The sequence below is a fragment of the Marivirga sp. genome (assembly GCF_035704835.1).
Classification (GTDB): Bacteria; Bacteroidota; Bacteroidia; order Cytophagales; family Cyclobacteriaceae; genus Marivirga.
Genome location: NZ_DASSWQ010000009.1, coordinates 15,186 through 30,690, shown reverse-complemented (window position 1 = coordinate 30,690; position 15,505 = coordinate 15,186). Strand labels below are relative to the sequence as shown.

Sequence of the window (15,505 nt, the reverse complement as noted above, 5' to 3'; positions counted from 1 at the left end):
GTTATTAAGATAGGTGTATGAATAATCATGTTCAACTTAAAATGATTATTCACTATGGAACATTTCAAAAATGCTACTCGAGAATTGTATGCTAAGCGTCCATTATTCCTCAATATTGGATTAGTTATAGCCATCAGCTTATGTTTTATTGCCTTTGAATTTAAGGTTTTTATCCCTGAAAAAGATAAAGTCAATTTTGAAGAAGATGAGGTAGTTTTCTTTCTAAATGAAGATATTCTTCGAACCATACAACCACCAAAACCAATGCCTAAAAAATTATTGGAACCCAAAGGTGATATCAATATTGTGGAAGTAATGGAACTCCCAAAACTTGTAGAGAAACCAGAGAAAATCGATATCGAAGAGGAAATTGATTCATGGAATAAAGATTTTGGAATTCCAGAAGAAAAAGTGGAGGATTATAATATTTATAATTCAACTACATTAGAAGTAGCACCTCAATTTAATGGAGGATTAGATGCTTTTTATAAATTTATAGCAGAGGCAATTGAATACCCTTCTTTTGAGTAGAAGAGAAATATTGAAGGACGGGTAATTTTATCTTTTGTGATTGAAAAAGATGGTTCCTTATCACAAGTGGAAATTTTAAAAGGTGTTTCTGTAGGCATTAATGCAGAGGCAGTTCGTGTCATTGAAAATACACCGAAATGGGAAGCTGGCAGACAGCGTGGAAAACCGGTTAGGGTCAGAATGAATATTCCTATTTATTTTAAATTGAAATAAAAATCATAAGTAGAATGAAAGCCAATGAAACTTTCATTCTACTTTCAAAAACCATCCTAATATAAATCCCTAGTTTACAACTTACTAAAATCTATTCTACCCTAATTTGGGAATATTATCATTCCCATTGACCATTTATGGAAGTCATATTCACAAATCTTTAGAACTAATCAAAAAGCTGTAAATTTACATATCTAGATTTAGTGATTTGAAAAAACAATTTATCCTCATAGCCTTCCTTTTTTGTCTAGTGGCTCCTGCCATGGTGACTTATCTATGGCTAAAGCATCAAAAGAAGCAAGTGAAGCATGAGGTGAAATGGAAAATTATTGAAGGCAAAGATAAATCTGAGCTGGTTTTAATTCAATTAACCAAAGTTGAAGCTGCGGAAAAACTAGAATGGGAACATTCCAAAGAATTTGAATTTGAGGGCGAAATGTATGATGTGGTGGAATTCGAAGAGACGGCTGATAGCATAAAATATTGGTGTTGGTGGGATTATGAAGAGACTAAACTGAATAAAAATTTGGCTGAGGTGGTGAATAATTTATTAGGAAACCATCCTGAAAAACAAGAAAAAGAACAAAAGTTGATTTCATTTTATCAGTCCTTATTTTTAGAAAAAGTCTTTCAATGGGAATTTCTTAGCTGTACTACAGTTTCAAATCCGATAATTCATTATAAATTTATTCATACAGATTTTATCAATTCTATACCCTCTCCACCTCCCCAATTAGCAGTTTAATTTTTTCATTTTGCTTAGTTACCTTTTGAATGAAATTTCAATTCATTTGGTATGGAGCAAAGCCATTCATTTTTTTAAATTTATAAACTGAAAATTTATAATGAGGAATATTTTATTGCTCTGTTTGTTTTTAGGCTGTTCTTTTATAGCCTATTCTCAAACTGTTACGGTTAAAGATGCCGAAACTTCTGAGCCTATTGAAATGGTAACTTTCATTAGTGAAGAAAGAAGTGAATTTATTGGAACTGATGAACAAGGGAAAGCTGATATTTCATCTTTAGCGGGAACTCAAAAAATTCAAATTCAAAGGTTAGGCTATCAATTAAAAACCTTAAGTTTTGAAGAAATCCGATCCAAAGATTTTGTCATTGAACTAAAAGCCAATAATTTCAATTTGAATGAGGTGATCGTTTCTGCAACTCGATGGCGACAAAATTCTGGGGACATACCCTCAAAAGTAATCTCCATTTCGCCTAAAGAAGTAGAACTTCAAAATCCACAAACAGCGGCTGATTTACTGGGCATTTCTGGTAAGGTGTATATTCAAAAAAGCCAACAAGGAGGAGGCAGCCCAATGATTAGAGGCTTTGCCACCAATCGTTTACTTTATACTGTTGATGGTGTGAGAATGAATAATGCGATTTTCCGAGGAGGCAATATTCAGAATGTTATTAGCTTAGATCCATTTGCAACTGAAAGTACGGAAGTTTTATTTGGTCCTGGTTCTGTCATTTACGGAAGTGATGCTATAGGTGGCGTGATGAGTTTTCAAACTTTAAGCCCTGAATTATCTGGTTCAGATGAAGCCTTGATTTCTGGGAAAGTGAATACTAGATTTTCTTCTGCAAATAATGAAAAAACTCTTCATGCCGATATAAAATATGGTTGGAAAAAATGGGCTTTTGTGACCAGTGCCAGTCGGTGGGATTATGACCATTTGAGACAAGGTAAAAATGGTCCTGACGATTATCTGAAAATTTATCATGTAGAAAGAATTGAAGGTGAGGATAGAATAGTGAAACAGGAAAATCCTTTAATTCAAAATCCTACCGCATATTCTCAAAAGAATTTGATGCAGAAAATCAGATTCCAGCCCAATGAAAACTGGGATTTTCAATATGGTTTTCATTTTTCGGAGACGTCAGAATATGGGCGCTATGACCGACTTAACCGAGTTTTGAATGGGAAACCTCGCTATGCCGAATGGAATTACGGGCCTCAGAAATGGATGATGAATAATTTGAATATCACCCATTCCAAAGAGACCAAATCCTTTGATCAATTGTCTATTCGCTTGGCACATCAGCAATTCGAAGAAAGCAGGATTGACCGTAATTTTCAGGATGAGATAAGAAGAATTAGAGCTGAAAAAGTGGATGCTTATTCGACAAATATTGATTTCATTAAAAAAATTGGAAAGAAAAGTACGGTTTTTTATGGTGTTGAATATATCCTAAATGATGTAGAATCAGATGGGTTGCAAGAAAACATTATAACTGGCTATTTTTCTAATTCACCTTCCAGATACCCACAAGCTATCTGGAATTCGATGGCAGTTTATACGAATTATGAATTTAAACCTTCTGATAAATTCACCCTTCAAGGCGGGCTTCGATACAACCACTTTCTGTTGGATGCGGAATTTGATACCACCTTTTATTCCTTTCCCTTTACGGAAGCAAATATAAACAATGGAGCACTTACGGGAAGTTTGGGAATGGTGTATCATCCGGGAGAATCATGGTCTGTTAATGCGAATTTTGGAACAGCTTTCAGAGCACCCAATGTTGATGATGTTGGTAAAATATTTGATTCAGAGCCGGGAGCTGTAGTAATTCCCAATCCAAATTTGTCTGCAGAGTATGCGTATAATTGGGATATTGGAATCGCTAAAGTATTCAATAACTTTATAAAAGTTGATTTCACTACTTATTACACTATCCTTAATAATGCCATGGTCCGAAGGAATTCTCAATTAAATGGAATGGATAGTATTATTTTTGATGGGGAAATGAGTCAGGTTCAATCTATTCAGAATGCAGCGATAGCATATGTATATGGACTTCAAGCGGGTTTAGAAATGAAATTTCCAGGGGGAATTAATTTATCTTCAGATCTAAATTATCAAATGGGAGAAGAGGAGTTGGATAATGGTTCAGTAAGTCCTTCAAGGCATGCCCCACCTTTATTCGGGACAACTCGTTTAAATTTCAAATCAGATGATTGGGTAGTTCAAATCTATGCGAATTATCAGGCGGAAAGAGAGCATTCTCGATTAGCGGTTGAAGAAAGAGCAAAAACCGAAATCTACGCTTTAGATGAAAATGGGAATACTTATGCACCTGCCTGGTATACCTTAAATTTTAAAATGAGCTATCAACTTTGGGGAGATTTCGGTTTAAACATTGGTGTCGAAAATATTACAGACCAGCGATATAGGCCTTATAGTTCTGGAATGTCTGCACCTGGCAGGAATTATATCATGTCCTTAAATTTTAAGTTTTAAAATGTATTATGATTTCAAGAGCGGAATAGTATTTCGTCTCTTGAATCTTTTCTTTTGATTTGAACTTTCAATTCCTATTGCCAATCATTCTTTGTAATTTTGCAACTTCATTGAGGAATTGATATGAATAAGTTAGAACAAGAGATTAGTAAGCGAAGAACTTTTGGCATCATTGCCCACCCTGATGCTGGTAAAACCACATTAACGGAAAAGCTTTTGCTTTTTGGAGGTGCCATCAATAAAGCTGGAGCTGTAAAGTCAAATAAAATAGATACTGCTACCAAATCCGATTGGATGGAAATTGAAAAGCAGAGAGGTATTTCTGTGGCTACTTCCGTTATGGGATTTGAATATAAAAATATAAAAATCAACTTGCTGGATACTCCAGGTCACCAGGATTTCGCAGAGGATACCTATAGAACTTTAACAGCTGTAGATAGTGTGGTCATGGTAATTGATTGCGTGAAAGGGGTTGAGCAGCAAACTGAGAAGTTGATGGAAGTTTGTCGTATGCGAAATACTCCTGTGATTTGTTTTATAAATAAACTCGATAGGGAAGGAAGAGATCCTTATGATCTGCTCGATGAAATAGAGGAAAAATTGGACATACAAGTTCGTCCGCTGACTTGGCCGATTGGCATGGGAAAAACCTTCAAAGGAGTTTACAATTTATTCACCAAAAATTTATTGCTTTATAAGCCTAGCAAACAACAATTGACTGCAGAAGGACTTGAAATCAAGGATTTGACAGATGAAAGATTAAATGCAACCGTTGGGAATACTTTAGCCAACCAACTAAGAGAAGATGTAGAGTTAATAGAAGGAGTTTATCCTGAATTAGATACAGAAGAATACCTATCAGGAAAAGTGGCTCCTGTATTTTTTGGTTCTGCCATCAATAGCTTTGGAGTAAAGGAAATGCTTGATACCTTCATTAATATTTCTCCTCAGCCCAAGGAAAGAGCAACGGAAGAAAGAATCATTAAGCCTAATGAAGATAAATTTACAGGCTTTGTATTTAAGATTCACGCCAATATGGATCCGAAGCATAGAAACAGAATTGCTTTCGTTCGTATTTGCTCTGGTAAATTCGAAAGAGGCAGCAGTTATTTGAATGTGAGACATGATAAAAAATTCCGATTCTCCAATGCTACAGCCTTTATGGCACAAGATAAGGAGACGGTAGATGAAGCATATCCTGGTGATATAGTAGGGCTATTTGATACGGGAAACCTGAAAATCGGAGATACTTTATCGGAAGGTGAAAAAGGCATTTACAAAGGAATTCCATCTTTCTCTCCTGAAATTTTCAAGGAAGTAATCAATAAAGACGCTATGAAAACTAAGCAATTGGATAAAGGCCTAACCCAATTAATGGATGAAGGAGTGGCTCAATTGTTTACGTTCGAAATGGGTGCAAGGAAAGTTGTAGGTGTTGTGGGTAATCTTCAATTTGAAGTAATTCAGCACCGTTTGAAAAACGAGTATGGAGCTTCTTGTGAATTTGCTCCTTTGAATCTATACAAAGCTTGCTGGTTCAGTAGTAAGGATAAAAAGAAGTTGGATGAATTTGTGAAATCAAAATACCGCCATATCGCAAAGGATAAAGATGGAAAAATGGTTTTTATGGCAGAAACTAAATCTTGGCTTCAAATGGTGGAGGATAATTTCCCTGAAATCGATTTCCACTTTCAATCGGAATTTTAAGGTAGAGTCTATAATCAAGAATTAAGATGGGATGAAGCTTTTCCAAGGTTCAAGACTTTGGGAAAACATTTATATTATATTTTAGCACAGACCATAAGCCGATCTCTTCTCGAAAGCTGGCCTAATTTCCCAATCGAAGATAAGGGCTTATAATCCATCACCCAACTTTAGCACCTATTCACCTCAAAACTTCGACACTTTAAAATATGTTATATACCCAAATTTTACGACTTTTGTCCCTATGAATTATCAGGAGTTTTTACAAATAGTAATGTACGAGGACAATCACCTATTAGTGGTAAATAAGCCTTCAGGCATGTTAGTACAGGGGGATCAAACAGGTGATACCCCAATTTCAGAGCATGCTAAAGAATACATTGCTAAAAAATATAGTAAGCAAGGGAAAGTATTTTGTGGAACCCCACATAGAATTGACCGACCTGTAAGCGGAACGCTTGTTTTGGCTCGTACCTCCAAAGCTTTGGAGCGGATGTCTAAAATATTTCAAGACCGTGAAGTGGACAAAACTTACTGGGCAATAACGGAAAAAAGACCTCCAAAAACGGAAGATACCATCACCCATTGGCTGAAAAAAGACACTACAAAAAATCTCACTCATGCCCATATGAGTGATAAGAAAGGTGGGTTAAAGTCAACGCTTTCATACAAATTAATTAGAGCTTTAGGGGATAGAAATTTGATAGAAGTAAAGCCTTTAACCGGAAGACCACATCAAATTAGAGTGCAATTGGCCCGAATTGGATGTCCTATTATCGGGGATGTAAAATATGGTTTTGCTAGACCTACAAAAGACGGCTCAATCGCCTTGCACGCAAGAGCAATCAGTTTTGAGCATCCTGTTAAAAAAGAACCTTTCAATGTTATCAGTCCAATACCAAAAGCATTTGTATGGTCATTTTTTGAAGATGTTATTTAACGTAAAACGCGGCTATTTTTACCATTTGTGTAAATACTATTGTATTCATCTGATGTTTTTCTGATTTTTCATTCGAATTCACTGTCATGAAAAAAATCTTATTAATATTTATTTTTGTTTTATCTATTTCGTTTTCCGCAAGCTCGCAAGATTACGAGTCAGATTCTCTCAAAATAGCTCAAATTATCCATACTATTTTTGATGGTATGCGTGAATCCGATACCACTAAAATGGCTCCGTACATGCACCCTTCTGTAAAGATGCAAAGCTTAAAGGTTGATAAAAATGGAAATAAAGTCAGCCCATTAAATGGAGCTCAAGGTTGGCTTAATGCAGTGGCAACTAATAATGGGGAAATTTGGAATGAGCAAGTCAACAATTTTAGGATCCAATCCGATGGAGCAATAGCAACAGCCTGGATGGATTATGAATTTTATTTAGGTGATAAATTTAGCCATTGCGGTGTAAATTCTTTTCAATTCATCAAAATTGATAATAAGTGGAAAATAATTTATATTATTGATTCAAGAAAAACAGAAAATTGCGAAAAGTGATTATTCAATTATTAAACCATAACCTAAACTATTAAAAATATGGAAAACGAAGAACAAGAAAACATCAGTCAGCATGCAATAAAGTGGGGTGCTATTTTAGGATTAATAGCGATTATAATTATGTTGACTATCTACTTAATTGATATTACATTGATTGCTAAACAAGCAACGGTCATAGGGATTGTCACTTTTGTGGTTTATTTGTTTATTTTGATTTATTCAGGTAGAGATTATCGTTCAAAGTTAGGTGGTTATATGTCATTTGGTAAAGCATTCACACATGCTTTCGTTGTTTTGGCAATAGCTAGCTTTATAGTAGCGGTATTTAACTATTTGCTTTATAATGTAATTGACCCTGAAATAGTGCCTATTTTGGTGGAAGCTCAAATGACCAATATTATGCAAACCATGGAAGCACTTGGAGGAGGAACATCCGATATTATGGACGAAACTGCTAAAGGAATTAAAGACAGTTATACTTTAGCTGGGCAGGCGAAGGGCTTTTTGTTTTCCTTAATAGGAGCTGTAATAGGGGCATTAATTATTGGTGCTATTAATAAAAAGAAAAACAAAGAAGAAGAGTTTTGATTACTAAAAATTAGTAGGATTAAAAGCCATTCAATGCCAATTGAATGGCTTTTTTCATTATAAGGAAAATGAGTAAATAAACCCTTTCTCATTTTTTCAGTATTTAGAAGGGGAGGTGTATGTTATCCAATGAAATGATAGTTCAGTCGAAAAAGTACTTTTTATTGATTCACTAAAATTTTTATTGGCTATATTAACCTTCTTAAAATAAGATATGATGACATTATTCCAAAAGTCTTTTTATATCATTTTTTTTACAGCGCTTAGTTTTTTATTAGCCTGTTCACCAAAAACTGATACTAAATCGCGAGATTTATCTTATGCGATAGAACCAGTAGATTTTGATTTTGCTAAAATTCAAGAAAGAGGTTATTTAATTGCTGTGGTGGATAATAGTGCGACAAGTTACTTTATTTATAAAGGTCAACCAATGGGCTATGAATATGAAATGCTTACTTGGCTAACGGATGACTTAGGAGTTGAATTAAAAATAATAAAAGATAATAGCATTTCAAATGCGTTGGAGAAAGTAAATAGAGGTGAAGCAGATATCGCTGCATTCAATTTAACAGTTACGAAAGATAGAAAGCAGTTCGTAGATTTTACTAATCCACTATATTTTGCTCGACAAGTATTGGTGCAGAGAAAGCCTGAAAACTGGAGACAAATGAAAATCCATGAAATAGAAAATGAACTCATCAGAGATCCTATTCAATTAAGTGGAAAAGAAGTGCATGTTCGAAAAAGTTCATCTTTTGCCACGCGTTTAGCAAATCTTTCAGATGAAATAGGGGGCGATATCATCATAATAGAAGATAGCAGTAGTCTAGAAGTGGAAACTTTAATAAAAATGGTAGCAGAGGGTGAAATAGAATATACTGTTTCTGATGAAGATGTTGCGTTGCTGAATGCTACTTATTACCCAAATATAGATGTTAAAACACCAATAAGTTTTTCCCAAAAAATAGCTTGGGCACTAAGGTCTAATGCGGACACTTTAGAAAATAAAATTAATAACTGGATTGAGAAAAGACAGAAAGAAACAGATTACTACGTAATTTATAACAAGTATTTTAAAAACCTTAAACGTTCTGTAAATCGTTCGTTTTCGGAATTTTCTTCTGTAGGTGGTGATAAGCTTTCACCCTATGATGAAGAAATAAAGGCTACTGCTGCCGATATAGGCTGGGATTGGAAATTATTAGCGGCATTAATTTATCAAGAAAGTAAATTTGATCCCAAAGCGGAATCCTGGGCTGGTGCTAAAGGTTTAATGCAAATGATGGAACCCACAGCTCGTGAATTTGGGACAAGTAATTTATTTGACCCTTATCAAAGTTTAAAAGCGGGAGGTGATTATATTAAGTGGCTCCAAAAAGCTTTTAAAAAACATGTTAAAGATAGCGTTGAAAGACAGAGATTTGTTTTGGCTGCTTATAATGTTGGTATTGGTCACATGCAAGATGCTATTCGGTTAACCAAAAAATATGGTGGAGATCCTTCAAAATGGGATGATAATGTCGAAAAATACCTTTTATTAAAGTCGAGGAGAAAATATTATACAGATCCGGTAGTGAAATACGGTTATTGTAGGGGTGAAGAACCAGTAAATTATGTAAAAGAAATATTGGAAAGGTATCAACAATATGTGGTGTTATTAAACCCTCCAAAAATTGATGATGATTCTAAAGCTCCAATTATTTAAAATATGAATTCCATTCAAAAAAAATGTCAAAAATAGATCAACTGTATAAAGAATATACTCAAGACCGCTTTATTAAATTAAATAAGGAGCAGTTTGTATATATTGTTAATCTTTTTCCTGCTTTACGAGTAGTCATGAGTGATGGAATAGTCGATCAGGAAGAATGGATAACTGTTAAGCGTCTGGCCAAAATATTAGGAGATGAATTTGCTTCAGAAGATTTAGGAGACGAAAAAGAAGAGAATCTTATGCTTATTTACAAGGCAGAATTTCGCCATTTGGTTAAAAATCTGGATAAATGGCAGGATAAATTTTTAGCTGCTCTGAAAGATTATTTTAACGAAAACGATACATCAAAAGAATTTGTGGTGGAAACGATGTATCTTTTCGCCAGTGCTTCAGATGGTGTTTCTGAAGAAGAAAATGATGTGATTGAATTTTTGACCAAAGAACTTGGCTTGGAAGATATTGAGCTGTAGTTTTATATTTTTGGAAAATTAGTATGGTATTTACTGCTAAAAGTCGTCCTGACATAATAGAAGATGCGGTCAAAATAAAGTTTTACTGGTCAAAGGTTAGCTACATAGAATTTGGGTATGATAAATTAGAATACCTGCAAAATTTGGGGCCAAAATAATTAGGTCGCTTTGTTTAAATTTCCTCTTATTTTGATTTTCATTTCTAGGAGGGAAATATAACCCAGTGCGGAATGTATTCTTTTAGTATGGTACCAATTGATATAGTCATGAATTGATGCGAATTATTGATTTAAAGCCTAAGACTTATAACACAGTTTAACCATTCATATTTGATAGTCTTAAAAAAGTTTTCAGCCACGGCATATTATAACAATTTCCTTTTCATTCTCTAGGTCATTTTGCTGTTGAAGAAAAAAAGATTCTTTATGCTCCTTGAGGAGTACTGACCCCTCAATTGGAATGAAATATAAAACCACAAATAAAATACTCCTTTTTCCAAGCCTTAAGTACCGAGTTGTCAGAGGCTATATCATATTGGAGAGTTGACATTTATTGTGACCAGAAACGTGAAGAATTTTTATTAATTGCTCTCAGTTTGGATAATTTAATTATGTTATATAGTACTCAGAAAGTATAAGAAAAATAAAATCCTTTACTGTTCTGGTCTATCATAGGTAAAAAATTGATATTATCATTCTTCTTAAAAGGGTTAAAATTCTTAAGAGGTTCTAAATAGTAAACCAGTTCAGTAACTAGTATGCCTATACCTGCCCCTACTAAAACATCCGATATCCAGTGCCGATTATTTATCATTCTGAAAGCACCCGTGGTAGTGGAAAAGAAAAAGCCGCTATAAGCTAAAACGGGGGCACTGTCTTTGAATTCATGCATTAAAACACTCGCATTAGTAAATGAAAATGAGGTATGCCCTGAAGGAAATGAAAGGTTAGAGGAAAAATCTGGTCTTGTTTTTAAGGTGGCTCTTTTTAATCCTTTTGTGATAACGGATGTAATAAGATTTGAAATGAGTAAGTATTTAGTCTGGTCAAACCAGTGGTTTTTAGCTTTGATATTTAGCGCATCAGCAAAGTACATTTCTACAATAGGTGCGAATTGAAAATAATCATCAATTCTAAATTGAAAATCATTTCCCACTTTTGCTCTTATATCATCTCTCAAATCTTTTTCAAACTGACTATTGTTTGCAATAATTCCTACCGTAATCATCGACAAGGGCACAATCGAGCTTTTTAAAAAGGTATTCTTTGTTTTTAGAGAATCTGAATTATGGTCAATAAAGCGCTGAGCCTCAAGACTGAAGATATTTATGGAGAAAATGAGTAAAAAGATATATTTCATATTGTTATTTAGATAAAACTAATCAGTAAGTTCATTATTGATTTCTAAGATTTGATTGCATTGGTGGCTAGGCTCGCTTTAATCACTGTTGTCTGGAAATTAAATCATCTTTTATGTTCTTCCTATATTCAGCCGAATCTAAACAAAATATAATATAGGACATTCCCTACTCTTTAAAAATAAGTGAATGTACTTAACTGAAGTCTAGCTCAAATAACGAAATTTTCTTTAAAAGTTGTTTGGGAAAGGAATTTCTAAGCCAACAGTTATTATAGTCAATAACTCAATTTGATAAAATTATTATAAAGTAAACATTGTTTTATAAGATTCGTCAAAGTCTATCCAACAAAACCTAACTTGCAATTATATAATAAATCTAATTAATTTATATTGCCAACCTATTTAAAAATCGGGATTATGGAAGACAAAAAAGTGCTAAATTATATAGAAGATGTAGTGAAAAACATGCCAACTGATTGGTTGAAACTCACCACTCATCGGTTAGATATTTATAACGAAAAGTTGGCTAAAACTGAATTCTTAGAGCAGTTCGAGCATTTATTTAATGACAATAATTCTTCAATATCAGCACTTAGTCAATTACCCACAGCTTTTGATTATATCCGATTAGGACATCCATTATCCTCCATACTAGAATGGGCAATTGCTCAACTCCATAATCTCAAACCAGAAAGTGTTATCAGTTTTTCATCCCGAACAATGCCTATTTTAGCTGTTCTCAGGAAAAATTTATTCGAGCACAAAAAAACTGAGATAATATATATTAATGATTTACCTGATTTTTTTGATGTTGAAGCCAGCAGGCGTGTTTATGGTTATAATTTTGACTTAAAAAAGGTTAAGAATGTAGAGGATGTTCCAAAATTTGACGGCAGCACCATTTTTATTTCAGAACAAGATGAAATTGGTGAAGTTGATTTAAATCCAAATATTGACTTTTTCATTAGTCTACATGCTCGTTTAGGAAGTATATTATTGGTGAATGGTGAAAAAAATAAAGATTATATTTCAGAAATTCAGCATGTAAGAAGAAGAGAAAGCATTGCAATGACGCCTGATGATTCTTTTTCAGCTTTAAAACAACTAATTGGAAAGTCTCCTACAGGGTATGATAAAAAGGTTTATGAAAGCAACAAAGCCAGTGTTGTAGATTCAATAAAGAAAGTTACGGGTACTAATACAGAAGCCCTCTTAGGTTCGTCCGGCCTGTCTGTTCAATATGCGATTATGATGGGGCTAATTGACGATGCACTTGAAAAACATAAAGGGAAAGCTATTAAAATAATTGTTCCTCCCAATTGCTATGGTGGAACAAACGACCAGGCAAGACGAGTTGCAGCCTGTCTTGATAATGTTGATATAGTGGATTTACCTGTGGATGGTGATAATGATATGGTCCAAAGTACTGATATTGTTTTAAATCAGGTGGCTCAGGAAGGTGCTGTGCCTTATATTATTGCTGAAATCCCAACTAATCCAAGAGTTGAAGTTCCAGATTTAGAAAAACTAAGAGCAGTTTTAAGCAAGTCACGCAAAACGCCAACTGGTGAAGCTGCTATTGATCCTGTCTTTATTTTGGATCAAACATTTTGTCCTAATGTCCAATTTTTGGCGAACGATGGCATTCTCTCTGATATTCGAACCATTTCGTATGTCAGTGGATCGAAATTTCCAAGTGGAGGGAAATGTACTGCTGGCTACTGTGTAACAAATGTAAAAGCGGAAGCTCTATTGGGAAAAATTGAAAAGCATTTGATGCTTTGCGATAACGAGGCCACAAGTCTTCAAGTTGAAATACTAGCACAGCAAATTCCTTCTATGAATCAACGAATTAAAGATGCGTATAAAAACACGCGAGAGTTTGTAAATCACATTAAAGAAACCTTACCAAAGGCAAAAATCAATTTCGTTTCAGAAGAGTTGGCAGAAAATGATTTTACGCCATCTGTATTTTCATTAGATCTTCCTTCCAAAGGAAATAATGATGAAGAAAGAGAAGCCTACAAAAGAGCGTTAAATCAAAAGCTGATTGATATGATGATCGGTGAAATCCCTAATGAAAGTAAATACTGCGTGAGTTACGGGCAGTTAAAAGGATGCTATTGGACAATTCCTGCAACCTCTACTCAAGGAACCACCAAAGAAGCCGATAAGGATTATATTGCGCGTGTATCAGTTTCTCCGCATCTGGATTTAGAACTTCATAAAAAAGTTTTTTCACAGTTCGTAAAGCAAATAAGATAATTAATCCGTAAGTTCTTTAATTAGAGTGCTTTTAACGCATATGTCTTTCCTGTTATTGCTAATCATTAAAAAATGCGTAGTCTAATAGTCAAAAAGGTGCTGTCGAAAGATATTAGTCACCTACAAAAAATCAGTATAGAGACTTTTCTACAAACTTATGCCGCTGGAAATACGGAAGAGGATATGCAGCAGTATTTGAAAGAGGAATTTGAATTCAAGAAATTAATCTCAGAATTGAATGACCCGAATTCAGCATTTTATTTTGCACTTCTTGAAGATGAAATAATTGGTTACCTTAAAATAAATTTTGGTCAGGCGCAAACGGATATAAAAGATGAAAAGTCTATTGAAATACAGCGAATCTATGTACGAGAGGAATATCAAGGTAAGAAAATAGGTAAAGCACTTTATTTATAGACTATAGAAATCGCCAGGCAGAAAGGCTTAGATTATATTTGGTTGGGCGTATGGGAAGAAAATCCTAAGGCCATTCAGTTTTATGAAAAAGTTGGATTCACAGCTTTTGGAAAACATACTTTTAAGTTGGGAGATGACCTACAAACTGATATTATGATGAAGCAATATTTAAATGAAATAAGTCATATAGGTTAAAATTAATTGATGTGAAAAGGAAATTAGTAAGATTCATTGGCTGGCTGTTTTTAGGGCTTTTATCCATATTGGCTATTGTCGGTTTTACCTATCTGGTAAACCCAAAATATGTCGAAACAAAGGTAATGAATACCTTTTATCCCACTGTGAATATCAGTGACGAATACAAGGATAAAATTGTGGTGGAAGTTCCTGAGGTTTATGAGCTCATGCAAATTGCGAGCAGTCTGACGGAAACTTTCCAAAATGATGATAATTTACTTAAAAGTAGTAGTAGCTACTATCAAGATTTTAGAAACCATTTCCAAGAGTTTGAAAATCATGAATTGGTACTGAAGTTAAATGCTGCTTTTGAAAAGAATCCCTATGGAAATAACCAACATGCCATAAGGATGCTTTCATTAAATTACGACCTTGATGAATATAATGAGCTGATTGATAAAGACCTTTTCAATATAAATCCGGCAACGAGGTCGTTTCTTAGCTTTTTTGTGTTCTTTCCATCCTCAAATGCTGATTTAATCGAAGACTTTGCTAAAAAATCAAACTTCAAAGCGTTCTATAAAAAGCATAGGGGTTATTATACTAAATTAATTGAAAATTATGCGGAGCTCTGCGATTTTAAAGGAATGCAAACGTGGCTAGAAAGTAAGTTTACATCAAAGTACCAATCATATCGCATTGTTTTTTCGCCCTTGACATTCGGATTCCACAGTACAACCAGCCTTAAAAATGCGGATAGAAGCATGAGTCAAACATTTATGTTTGTGAGCGCACCCAGAGAAAATATTGATGGTATGACTCCTCAGGATTTTGAAATTGCCTCGAGCCGTTCTTCAAGAGTTGTTTTTACGGAAATAGATCATAATTATGTAAATCCGGTTACGGACCAATATTTGAAGGAGTTGGATGATGCTATGAGCGATTATAAAAAGTGGAACGGTCAAAATGGAGGGTCGTATCAGTCAAAATACAGCACATTTAATGAATACATGACCTGGGGTGTTTTTAATCTATACGCATTGGAAACATACAGTAAAGAAAATATTGATTCAATCATTAAACGTGAAACAGATTTTATTACTGACAGAAGAAAATTTATTCGATTCAGAGAATTCAACAAAGAATTAATCAGGCTGTATATCAGCATGGGTAAACCTAACATAGAAGAGCTTTATGCTCCAATTTTTGACTGGATGAAAAAGGAGTCTAAGCTTTAAGTAGAAAAATGTGAGCCATAGATTAATTAATCGAAAAATATTTCTAATCGATGGTTTGGGCGCATTGCTCACAGCTTTCCTTGT

The 15,505-nt window shown here is 34.2% G+C and carries 14 protein-coding genes and 1 pseudogene; 13 read left to right on the top strand and 2 right to left on the bottom strand.

Going from position 1 to position 15,505, the window contains the following annotated elements:
• Window positions 1-54 precede the first annotated feature (54 nt).
• The 10 genes from VFM92_RS01225 to VFM92_RS01180 all read left to right on the top strand — a co-directional run bounded on the left by VFM92_RS01225 (window position 55) and on the right by VFM92_RS01180 (window position 9,965).
• Window positions 55-531, top strand: a complete 477-nt coding sequence (locus VFM92_RS01225) for a hypothetical protein (protein ID WP_325120369.1) — start codon at window positions 55-57, stop codon at window positions 529-531.
• Between the two features lie 9 nt (window positions 532-540).
• Entirely contained in the window at window positions 541-744 is a 204-nt protein-coding gene (locus VFM92_RS01220) for an energy transducer TonB (RefSeq protein ID WP_325120454.1), read from the top strand.
• 208 nt (window positions 745-952) lie between these two features.
• Window positions 953-1,489: a hypothetical protein gene (locus tag VFM92_RS01215; protein ID WP_325120368.1), complete on the top strand. Its 537-nt coding sequence runs from the start codon at window positions 953-955 to the stop codon at window positions 1,487-1,489.
• A gap of 100 nt (window positions 1,490-1,589) precedes the next feature.
• Complete coding sequence (locus VFM92_RS01210) at window positions 1,590-3,995, top strand: TonB-dependent receptor (RefSeq protein ID WP_325120367.1); 2,406 nt, start codon at window positions 1,590-1,592, stop codon at window positions 3,993-3,995.
• Between the two features lie 123 nt (window positions 3,996-4,118).
• Complete coding sequence (locus VFM92_RS01205; protein ID WP_325120366.1) at window positions 4,119-5,702, top strand: peptide chain release factor 3; 1,584 nt, start codon at window positions 4,119-4,121, stop codon at window positions 5,700-5,702.
• Window positions 5,703-5,973: 271 nt separating this feature from the next.
• The gene (locus VFM92_RS01200; RefSeq protein ID WP_325120365.1) at window positions 5,974-6,639 is read left to right on the top strand and encodes an RNA pseudouridine synthase; all 666 of its coding nucleotides are present in this window, start codon (window positions 5,974-5,976) and stop codon (window positions 6,637-6,639) included.
• Between the two features lie 86 nt (window positions 6,640-6,725).
• A complete protein-coding gene (locus tag VFM92_RS01195) occupies window positions 6,726-7,193 on the top strand; it encodes a nuclear transport factor 2 family protein (RefSeq protein WP_325120364.1) in 468 nt (155 codons plus the stop codon).
• 39 nt (window positions 7,194-7,232) lie between these two features.
• Entirely contained in the window at window positions 7,233-7,781 is a 549-nt protein-coding gene (locus tag VFM92_RS01190; protein ID WP_325120363.1) for a DUF4199 domain-containing protein, read from the top strand.
• A 214-nt stretch (window positions 7,782-7,995) separates the two neighbouring features.
• Window positions 7,996-9,486 carry a transglycosylase SLT domain-containing protein gene (locus tag VFM92_RS01185; RefSeq protein ID WP_325120362.1) on the top strand — a complete coding sequence of 497 codons (1,491 nt, stop codon included), beginning with the start codon at window positions 7,996-7,998 and terminating at the stop codon, window positions 9,484-9,486.
• A 23-nt stretch (window positions 9,487-9,509) separates the two neighbouring features.
• Entirely contained in the window at window positions 9,510-9,965 is a 456-nt protein-coding gene (locus tag VFM92_RS01180) for a hypothetical protein (RefSeq protein WP_325120361.1), read from the top strand.
• A gap of 158 nt (window positions 9,966-10,123) precedes the next feature.
• Here VFM92_RS01180 and VFM92_RS16890 read toward each other — a convergent pair whose 3' ends face one another.
• Window positions 10,124-10,237, bottom strand: a complete 114-nt coding sequence (locus VFM92_RS16890) for a hypothetical protein (protein ID WP_414675556.1) — start codon at window positions 10,235-10,237, stop codon at window positions 10,124-10,126.
• A gap of 352 nt (window positions 10,238-10,589) precedes the next feature.
• Window positions 10,590-11,324, bottom strand: a complete 735-nt coding sequence (locus VFM92_RS01175) for a phosphatase PAP2 family protein (RefSeq protein ID WP_325120360.1) — start codon at window positions 11,322-11,324, stop codon at window positions 10,590-10,592.
• 417 nt (window positions 11,325-11,741) lie between these two features.
• Here VFM92_RS01175 and VFM92_RS01170 point away from each other — a divergent pair, with 417 nt between their 5' ends.
• The 3 genes and pseudogenes from VFM92_RS01170 (at window position 11,742) to VFM92_RS01160 (ending at window position 15,421) form a co-directional block, all read left to right on the top strand.
• Window positions 11,742-13,589, top strand: a complete 1,848-nt coding sequence (locus VFM92_RS01170) for a cystathionine beta-synthase (protein WP_325120359.1) — start codon at window positions 11,742-11,744, stop codon at window positions 13,587-13,589.
• 72 nt (window positions 13,590-13,661) lie between these two features.
• Window positions 13,662-14,201: pseudogene (locus VFM92_RS01165) on the top strand (GNAT family N-acetyltransferase).
• Window positions 14,202-14,212: 11 nt separating this feature from the next.
• Window positions 14,213-15,421 carry a DUF4932 domain-containing protein gene (locus VFM92_RS01160; protein ID WP_325120358.1) on the top strand — a complete coding sequence of 403 codons (1,209 nt, stop codon included), beginning with the start codon at window positions 14,213-14,215 and terminating at the stop codon, window positions 15,419-15,421.
• Window positions 15,422-15,505: the final 84 nt, after the last annotated feature.

Excerpts from the sequence above, each read along its gene's own strand:
- VFM92_RS01205 (WP_325120366.1), top strand. The coding sequence starts at position 4,119 with ATGAATAAGTTAGAACAAGAGATTAGTAAGCGAAGAACTTTTGGCATC.
- VFM92_RS01195 (WP_325120364.1), top strand. The coding sequence starts at position 6,726 with ATGAAAAAAATCTTATTAATATTTATTTTTGTTTTATCTATTTCGTTT.
- VFM92_RS01190 (WP_325120363.1), top strand. The coding sequence starts at position 7,233 with ATGGAAAACGAAGAACAAGAAAACATCAGTCAGCATGCAATAAAGTGG.
- VFM92_RS01210 (WP_325120367.1), top strand. The coding sequence starts at position 1,590 with ATGAGGAATATTTTATTGCTCTGTTTGTTTTTAGGCTGTTCTTTTATA.
- VFM92_RS01185 (WP_325120362.1), top strand. The coding sequence starts at position 7,996 with ATGATGACATTATTCCAAAAGTCTTTTTATATCATTTTTTTTACAGCG.
- VFM92_RS01200 (WP_325120365.1), top strand. The coding sequence starts at position 5,974 with ATGTACGAGGACAATCACCTATTAGTGGTAAATAAGCCTTCAGGCATG.
- VFM92_RS01175 (WP_325120360.1), bottom strand. The coding sequence starts at position 11,324 with ATGAAATATATCTTTTTACTCATTTTCTCCATAAATATCTTCAGTCTT.
- VFM92_RS01225 (WP_325120369.1), top strand. The coding sequence starts at position 55 with ATGGAACATTTCAAAAATGCTACTCGAGAATTGTATGCTAAGCGTCCA.
- VFM92_RS01170 (WP_325120359.1), top strand. The coding sequence starts at position 11,742 with ATGGAAGACAAAAAAGTGCTAAATTATATAGAAGATGTAGTGAAAAAC.
- VFM92_RS01180 (WP_325120361.1), top strand. The coding sequence starts at position 9,510 with ATGTCAAAAATAGATCAACTGTATAAAGAATATACTCAAGACCGCTTT.